Genomic DNA, 6,670 nt, shown 5'->3' on the forward strand with positions numbered 1-6,670 from the left:
GCCGTTACGAACGAAAAGGAAAATTAAAAGCACGCAATAATTCACGAGCCTCATCATCCGTTTTTGCTGTCGTACAAACGATAATATCCATGCCCCAAATTTGATCAACTTTATCATAGTTGATTTCTGGAAACACAATGTGTTCTTTAATACCCATAGCAAAATTGCCACGACCATCAAAACTCTTTGGATTTAAACCACGAAAGTCACGAACCCGCGGAAGAGCAATCGTAACAAGACGATCTAAAAACTCAAACATACGATCTTTACGCAATGTAACTTTAGCCCCAAGAGGCATTCCTTCACGAACCTTAAAGGTCGCAATAGAATTACGCGCACGCGTAACAACAGCCTTCTGCCCCGTTATTAGCCCTAAATCCTCAGCAGCAAGGGAAGGCTTCTTCGAATCAGCAGTTGCTTCACCTATGCCCATATTTATTACAACTTTATCAATCCGCGGAATTTGCATCGCATTTCTGTAATTAAACTTCTCTTGAAGCGCTTTACGAATCACTTCAAAATAATGCGCTTTCATACGCGGTACTTGTCTTTCCTCAGCCATTAATCAACTCTCCCGAACGCTTGGCAAAACGCACCTTATTACCATCTGCATTCATACGAAAGCCTACACGTGTAGGCTTACCATCTTTAGGATCAGCAATCGCCAAATTAGACAGATGAATCGGAGCTTCTTTAGAAATAATTCCAGCCTCTTGCTTCTGCGTTTGACGTTGATGACGTTTAATCATATTAATCCCACGAACAAAAGCCTTATTCTCTTTTGGACTAACCTTAATTACTTCACCACTACATCCTTTATCCTTACCGGACAAAACAACAACTTTATCACCTTTTCGAATCTTCTGCATAACATTTACTCCTTATAGAACTTCAGGAGCAAGCGAGATGATCTTCATATGATTCCTACCACGCAATTCGCGGGGAACAGGTCCAAAGATACGAGTACCAATCGGCTCTTTTTTATTATCCACTAAAACCGCAGCATTACTATCAAAACGAATGACACTACCATCTGCGCGACGAATATCCTTAGCAGTACGAACCACAACAGCTTTCATAACATCACCTTTTTTAACACGGCCACGAGGAATTGCATCCTTAACCGAAACAACAATAATGTCACCGACCGAAGCATATTTCCGCTTTGAACCGCCTAACACCTTGATGCACATGACACGACGCGCTCCAGAATTATCAGCAACGTCGAGATTTGTTTGCATCTGAATCATGACTGGCCACCTTCTCTTAACACATATATCCGATTGTACCTTTTATACACTCGGATTTGCCTGCCAAATAACGATAAATTCATCGCCTTCAAATTTATCAATGATAAAAACACTGTTAAATTCTAAAACAATAAACTTAACCCATTACGCTACATTGTCTTTTACAACAATCCAACATTTATCTTTCGAAATTGGTCTAGATTCTTGAATAGAAACTTGATCCCCAATCTTGAATTGGTTGTTTTCGTCATGCGCTTTATAATTTTTAGACTGCCGAACAGTCTTCTTAAGAAGCGGATGAGAATAACGGCGTTCAACTTTGACAACAACAGTCTTATCACTTTTGTCGCTAATAACAACACCCTGCAAAACGCGTTTAGGCATCTCTTATTTCCTTAAACCTTAGTTTCACTTATCTTTTGACGAAGAAAAGTTTTAATACGCGCAATATCACGACGAACTTGTCTAACACGCGCAGTCTTTTCTAATTGACCTGTTGCTTGTTGAAAACGCAAATTAAATTGCTCTTTCTTTAACTTAGCCAATTCATCTTTCATTTGGTCGAGCGTTTGCGCCCGTAATTCTGTGGCTCTCATCGCTTAACCTCATTATTCAGCAATACGCTGGATGAAACGCGTTTTTATAGGCAACTTTGCAGCACCCAACCTTAGCGCTTCACGTGCAACATCTTCCGGAACTCCATCAAGCTCAAACATGACGCGCCCAGGAGCAACACGTGCAGCCCAATAATCAACACTTCCCTTACCTTTACCCATACGAACTTCAGTCGGTTTAGATGTAACCGGAAGATCTGGAAAAATGCGAATCCACACACGACCAGAACGCTTCATATAACGTGTAATCGCACGACGCGCCGCTTCAATTTGACGAGCAGTAACCCGCTCCGGCTCAACAGCCTTCAAACCGTAGGCACCGAAATTCAAATCCGTACCACCCTTCGCAGAACCGTGAATACGGCCTTTGAACTGTTTACGGAACTTTGTGCGCTTTGGCTGCAACATTGTTCTCTACTCCAAATTTTAGTTCAATCTCAAAAACTAAGCATTTTCGCGGCGACGATTCGATGAAGAACCAGATTGATCAGCTTCCGTAGCACGACGTTCTGAAGCCATCGGATCATGCTCAAGAATCTCACCCTTAAAGACCCAAACTTTAATACCACAAATACCATAAGCGGTCTTAGCTTCTGCTGTACCGTAATCAACATCAGAACGCAAGGTATGAAGTGGAACACGACCTTCACGATACCATTCCATACGAGCAATTTCAGCACCACCAAGACGGCCAGAACAATTGATACGAATACCTTCCGCACCAAGACGCATAGCAGACTGAACAGCACGCTTCATTGCACGACGAAAAGCAACACGACGCTCTAACTGTTGAGCAATTGATTGCGCAATAATTGTCGCATCAATCTCCGGTTTACGAATCTCCACAATATTCAATGAAGTTTCAGCATCCGTCATTTCTGAAAGCTTACGACGAAGCTTTTCGATATCAGCACCCTTTTTACCAATAATCAAACCAGGACGTGCAGAATGAATCGTAATACGACACTTCTTATGAGGACGCTCAATAACAACCTTAGAAATAGCCGCCTGTTTAAGCTCCTCAAGCACATATGAACGAATTTTCAAATCTTCATGAAGAAGGCGCCCATATTCACCACTATCAGCATACCAACGAGAGTCCCAAGTCCGATTAACACCAAGACGAAGTCCTATTGGATTGATCTTCTGCCCCATTACGCGGCCTCCACTTTTTCGGTAACTTCACGAACAATAACAGTAAGATGCGAAAATGGACGTTCAATTCTACTAGCACGCCCTCGACCACGAACATGAAAGCGCTTCATCACTATCGACTTACCAACATAAGCTTCCGCCACAACAAGCGAATCAATATCAAGATCGTGGTTATTTTCTGCATTTGCAATTGCTGATTCAAGCGTTTTTTTCACAGTAGCAGCAATACGCTTGCGTGAAAACATCAAATCAGCGAGCGCTACATTAACTCTTTTACCACGAATCATTGCAGCAACTAAATTAAGCTTCTGCGGACTAACACGAATTGTCCGCGTGACAGCTCTTGCTTCATTATCTTTAAGCTGGCGCGAAACTTTAGCTTTTCCCATTCCTACTTCCTCTTCGCTTTTTTATCGGCACCATGACCATAATAAGTCCGGGTAGGAGCGAACTCACCAAACTTATGCCCAACCATCTCTTCAGAAACAGAAACAGGAATATGCTTATTACCGTTGTAAACACCAAAAGTTAAACCAACAAATTGTGGTAAAATAGTAGAGCGACGACTCCATATTTTTATAACTTCATTACGCCCACTTGCACGTACCTTCTCTGCTTTACCAAGAAGATAGCCGTCAACAAACGGACCTTTCCACACTGAACGAACCACTTCAGACTACCTTTCTCATTTCTTGCGTTGATGACGCGTACGCATAATAAATTTATCAGTGGCTTTATTGGAGCGCGTACGCTTACCTTTCGTAGGTTTACCCCAAGGAGATACTGGATGGCGCCCCCCCGATGTACGACCTTCACCACCACCGTGCGGATGATCAACGGGGTTCATAGCAACACCACGAACATGTGGACGTTTACCACGCCAACGTGACCGACCCGCCTTACCATCATTAATATTCCCATGATCAGGATTTGAAACAGCGCCAACAGTTGCAAAACAGCTACTCGGAACCAAACGCTGTTCACCAGAATTTAAACGAAGAATAGCCATACCATGATCTCGTCCAACCAACTGCGCATAAGCACCTGCTGAACGCGCAATCTGCCCTCCTTTTCCTGGCTTCATCTCAACATTATGAATAATTGTGCCTACAGGCATATTACCAAGAGGCATAGCATTACCTGGTTTAACATCCACATTTAAACCAGCCATAACAGAATCACCAACACCAAGACGCTGTGGCGCAAGAATATAACTCAATTGCCCATCCTCATAGCGGATTAAAGCAATAAAAGCGGTACGATTAGGATCGTATTCTAAACGCTCAACCTTTGCTGAAACATCACGTTTAAGACGCTTAAAGTCGACAAACCGATAACTACGTTTATGTCCACCACCCTGAAAACGAGCAGTAACACGACCGCGATTATTACGTCCACCCTTTGAAGACAAACCTTCAGTTAACATCTTTATAGGTTTTCCCTTATAAAGACAAGAACGTTCCACAATAACAAGCTGACGCTGCCCAGGTGTAGTTGGATTAAATTGCTTAAGTGCCATTATTCCTATCTCCGAGCCTCTTAAAGACCTGTCGAAACGTCGATAGTCTGACCACTGGCCAGAGTTACGATCGCTTTTTTGACATCACTCTGCCGACCAACTATACCTTTGAAACGCTTCACTTTACCCTTACGGACTATCGTGTTAACTGCTTTAACTTTTACGCTAAAAAGCGCTTCAATAGCAGCCTTAATCTCAGGCTTCGTCGCTTTCGGCGCGACATTAAAAGCAACTTGATTATATTCAGAAATCATAGTCGCCTTTTCAGTAATAACTGGACTAATAATTATATCATAATGGCGAAGATCTGTCATTTAAAACGCTCCTCAAGAGCCTCAACAGCTGCTTTTGATAAAACAAGTTTGCTGCGACGCAAAATATCATAAACATTAATTCCCTGAATAGGCAAAATGTCAATATTAGGGATATTAGAGGCTGCACGAAAAAAGTTAATATCAATCTCTTTACCACCAATCAAGAGAGCGTTATTAAATCCAAGCTTAGAAAAATGAGAAACAAGCATCTTCGTTTTAGCATCCTTAACAGTCAACTCATCCACAATAATCAAATCTTTTGCTTTTAATTTTGCAGATAAAGCAAGACGCAACCCAAGAGCACGAATCTTTTTAGGAAGATCATGCGCATGGCTGCGAACCACTGGTCCATGTGCCTTACCCCCACCTCTAAACTGCGGTGCACGTGCAGATGAATGTCGAGCACGCCCGGTTCCTTTCTGTTTAAACATTTTTGCCCCTGTTCGCGACACATCAGAACGACCTTGGGATTGATGACTTCCCTGCTGACGACGTGCAAGCTGCCAACGAACAACACGTTGCAAAATATCCTCACGCGGAACAAGATCAAAAATAGCTTCAGAAACCTTTAATTTGCCAGCTTCATTACCATCAAGAGTTTTAATTACAAGATCCATTATTAGGCTCCCTCAACTTCAGAGGTTTCCGTCACCGGAGTAACCATTTCCGCTTTCTCCTTCACAAGACGGCGAATACCGGCAGGCTTTGGAGCATTATCAGGAAGACGCTTCTTCACAGCATCCCGTATCAAAATCCAAGAACCTTTAGAACCAGAAACAGCACCACGCACTAAAATTAAACCACGCTCACTATCAGTGGAAATAACTTCAATATTCTGTGTTGTTACACGCACTTGCCCCATATGGCCGGCCATTTTTTTGCCTTTAAAAACTTTACCAGGATCTTGGCACTGCCCCGTAGAACCATGAGCACGATGTGTGATCGAATTACCATGGGAAGCACGATGCCCACCAAAGTTATGTCGTTTCATAACACCAGCAAACCCCTTACCAATACTGGTACCAGTCACATCAACTCTTTGTCCTGGAACAAAATGTTCCACTGTAATCTCAGTACCAACATCAAGAAGATTGTCGGGACTCACACGAAACTCTGCTATTTTGGCTTTAGGCTCAACAGAAGCCTTAGCAAAATGTCCACGAAGAGCTTGTGAAGTATTCTTAACCTTAGCAAAGCCTACACCTAATTGAACAGCAGTATAACCATTCTTTTCAACTGTACGCTGAGCAACGACTTGACAATTCTCCAAACGAAGTACCGTCACCGGCACATGCTCACCAGCATCATTATAAATACGGGTCATGCCCAGCTTCTGTGCTATTACACCTGAACGCATCGGGTCTGTTCCTTCTGTCCTCAAACCTCAGAGCTTAATTTCTACATCCACACCAGCAGAAAGATCGAGCTTCATAAGCGCATCCACTGTTTGCGGCGTTGGATCAACAATGTCAAGAAGACGCTTATGTGTTCGCATCTCAAACTGCTCACGACTTTTCTTATCGATATGCGGTCCACGATTGACCGTAAACTTCTCAATCCGCGTCGGAAGCGGAATGGGACCACGGACATTTGCACCGGTACGTTTAGCAGTCGATACAATCTCACGCGTCGACGTATCAAGAATTCTATGATCAAACGCTTTCAAGCGAATGCGAATATTCTGACTGTTCATGCTCTTTATTTCCCTGTTATACAAAGTGCATTAATAATTAAAGCACTCAACAAGCATTATTTATTCAATGATCTTAGAGACGATACCGGCACCAACAGTACGACCACCTTCACGAATAGCAAAAC

General features: G+C 42.8%; 14 protein-coding genes and 1 pseudogene. All 15 read right to left on the reverse strand.

Annotation, left to right across the window (positions count from 1 at the left end):
* Positions 1-4: 4 nt before the first annotated feature.
* Positions 5-562, reverse strand: coding sequence for a 50S ribosomal protein L5 (rplE, locus tag ACFIK3_RS06615; protein WP_273791411.1), 558 nt, complete (start codon positions 560-562; stop codon positions 5-7).
* Positions 555-869 carry a 50S ribosomal protein L24 gene (gene rplX / locus ACFIK3_RS06620; protein WP_015856579.1) on the reverse strand — a complete coding sequence of 105 codons (315 nt, stop codon included), beginning with the start codon at positions 867-869 and terminating at the stop codon, positions 555-557. Before rplX ends, rplE begins: the two co-directional genes overlap by 8 nt.
* Before the next feature lie 12 nt (positions 870-881).
* The gene (rplN, locus tag ACFIK3_RS06625) at positions 882-1,250 is read right to left on the reverse strand and encodes a 50S ribosomal protein L14 (RefSeq protein WP_004855715.1); all 369 of its coding nucleotides are present in this window, start codon (positions 1,248-1,250) and stop codon (positions 882-884) included.
* A 144-nt stretch (positions 1,251-1,394) separates the two neighbouring features.
* A complete protein-coding gene (gene rpsQ / locus ACFIK3_RS06630; protein ID WP_012231991.1) occupies positions 1,395-1,634 on the reverse strand; it encodes a 30S ribosomal protein S17 in 240 nt (79 codons plus the stop codon).
* An 11-nt stretch (positions 1,635-1,645) separates the two neighbouring features.
* Positions 1,646-1,846: a 50S ribosomal protein L29 gene (gene rpmC / locus ACFIK3_RS06635; RefSeq protein ID WP_375660067.1), complete on the reverse strand. Its 201-nt coding sequence runs from the start codon at positions 1,844-1,846 to the stop codon at positions 1,646-1,648.
* Positions 1,847-1,858: 12 nt separating this feature from the next.
* Positions 1,859-2,272, reverse strand: coding sequence for a 50S ribosomal protein L16 (gene rplP / locus ACFIK3_RS06640; RefSeq protein ID WP_273791409.1), 414 nt, complete (start codon positions 2,270-2,272; stop codon positions 1,859-1,861).
* Positions 2,273-2,308: 36 nt separating this feature from the next.
* On the reverse strand, positions 2,309-3,019 hold the full coding sequence (rpsC, locus tag ACFIK3_RS06645) for a 30S ribosomal protein S3 (protein WP_273791408.1): 711 nt from the start codon (positions 3,017-3,019) through the stop codon (positions 2,309-2,311).
* Complete coding sequence (rplV, locus tag ACFIK3_RS06650; RefSeq protein WP_273791407.1) at positions 3,019-3,408, reverse strand: 50S ribosomal protein L22; 390 nt, start codon at positions 3,406-3,408, stop codon at positions 3,019-3,021. The genes rpsC and rplV overlap by 1 nt, the downstream gene beginning before the upstream one ends.
* 2 nt (positions 3,409-3,410) lie before the next feature.
* On the reverse strand, positions 3,411-3,689 hold the full coding sequence (gene rpsS, locus ACFIK3_RS06655; RefSeq protein ID WP_004855734.1) for a 30S ribosomal protein S19: 279 nt from the start codon (positions 3,687-3,689) through the stop codon (positions 3,411-3,413).
* A 15-nt stretch (positions 3,690-3,704) separates the two neighbouring features.
* Positions 3,705-4,538, reverse strand: a complete 834-nt coding sequence (gene rplB / locus ACFIK3_RS06660) for a 50S ribosomal protein L2 (protein ID WP_273791406.1) — start codon at positions 4,536-4,538, stop codon at positions 3,705-3,707.
* 20 nt (positions 4,539-4,558) lie between these two features.
* Positions 4,559-4,852, reverse strand: coding sequence for a 50S ribosomal protein L23 (locus tag ACFIK3_RS06665; RefSeq protein ID WP_273723987.1), 294 nt, complete (start codon positions 4,850-4,852; stop codon positions 4,559-4,561).
* The gene (gene rplD / locus ACFIK3_RS06670) at positions 4,849-5,469 is read right to left on the reverse strand and encodes a 50S ribosomal protein L4 (protein WP_273791405.1); all 621 of its coding nucleotides are present in this window, start codon (positions 5,467-5,469) and stop codon (positions 4,849-4,851) included. Before rplD ends, ACFIK3_RS06665 begins: the two co-directional genes overlap by 4 nt.
* A gap of 2 nt (positions 5,470-5,471) precedes the next feature.
* On the reverse strand, positions 5,472-6,209 hold the full coding sequence (rplC, locus tag ACFIK3_RS06675) for a 50S ribosomal protein L3 (protein WP_273791404.1): 738 nt from the start codon (positions 6,207-6,209) through the stop codon (positions 5,472-5,474).
* 27 nt (positions 6,210-6,236) lie between these two features.
* A complete protein-coding gene (rpsJ, locus tag ACFIK3_RS06680; RefSeq protein WP_005773267.1) occupies positions 6,237-6,545 on the reverse strand; it encodes a 30S ribosomal protein S10 in 309 nt (102 codons plus the stop codon).
* Positions 6,546-6,605: 60 nt separating this feature from the next.
* Positions 6,606-6,670, reverse strand: a pseudogene (locus tag ACFIK3_RS06685) (elongation factor Tu); the annotation flags it as partial.

Source organism: Bartonella sp. CB10SXKL (assembly GCF_042195515.1).
Classification (GTDB): Bacteria; Pseudomonadota; Alphaproteobacteria; order Rhizobiales; family Rhizobiaceae; genus Bartonella.

What these genes read in the sequence shown, in the direction of transcription:
- rplV (WP_273791407.1), bottom strand. Translation starts at nt 3,408, where the DNA reads ATGGGAAAAGCTAAAGTTTCGCGCCAGCTTAAAGATAATGAAGCAAGA.
- rpsJ (WP_005773267.1), bottom strand. Translation starts at nt 6,545, where the DNA reads ATGAACAGTCAGAATATTCGCATTCGCTTGAAAGCGTTTGATCATAGA.
- rplD (WP_273791405.1), bottom strand. Translation starts at nt 5,469, where the DNA reads ATGGATCTTGTAATTAAAACTCTTGATGGTAATGAAGCTGGCAAATTA.
- rplE (WP_273791411.1), bottom strand. Translation starts at nt 562, where the DNA reads ATGGCTGAGGAAAGACAAGTACCGCGTATGAAAGCGCATTATTTTGAA.
- ACFIK3_RS06665 (WP_273723987.1), bottom strand. Translation starts at nt 4,852, where the DNA reads ATGACAGATCTTCGCCATTATGATATAATTATTAGTCCAGTTATTACT.
- rpsQ (WP_012231991.1), bottom strand. Translation starts at nt 1,634, where the DNA reads ATGCCTAAACGCGTTTTGCAGGGTGTTGTTATTAGCGACAAAAGTGAT.
- rpsC (WP_273791408.1), bottom strand. Translation starts at nt 3,019, where the DNA reads ATGGGGCAGAAGATCAATCCAATAGGACTTCGTCTTGGTGTTAATCGG.
- rplC (WP_273791404.1), bottom strand. Translation starts at nt 6,209, where the DNA reads ATGCGTTCAGGTGTAATAGCACAGAAGCTGGGCATGACCCGTATTTAT.
- rpmC (WP_375660067.1), bottom strand. Translation starts at nt 1,846, where the DNA reads ATGAGAGCCACAGAATTACGGGCGCAAACGCTCGACCAAATGAAAGAT.
- rplN (WP_004855715.1), bottom strand. Translation starts at nt 1,250, where the DNA reads ATGATTCAGATGCAAACAAATCTCGACGTTGCTGATAATTCTGGAGCG.
- rplX (WP_015856579.1), bottom strand. Translation starts at nt 869, where the DNA reads ATGCAGAAGATTCGAAAAGGTGATAAAGTTGTTGTTTTGTCCGGTAAG.
- rplP (WP_273791409.1), bottom strand. Translation starts at nt 2,272, where the DNA reads ATGTTGCAGCCAAAGCGCACAAAGTTCCGTAAACAGTTCAAAGGCCGT.
- rplB (WP_273791406.1), bottom strand. Translation starts at nt 4,538, where the DNA reads ATGGCACTTAAGCAATTTAATCCAACTACACCTGGGCAGCGTCAGCTT.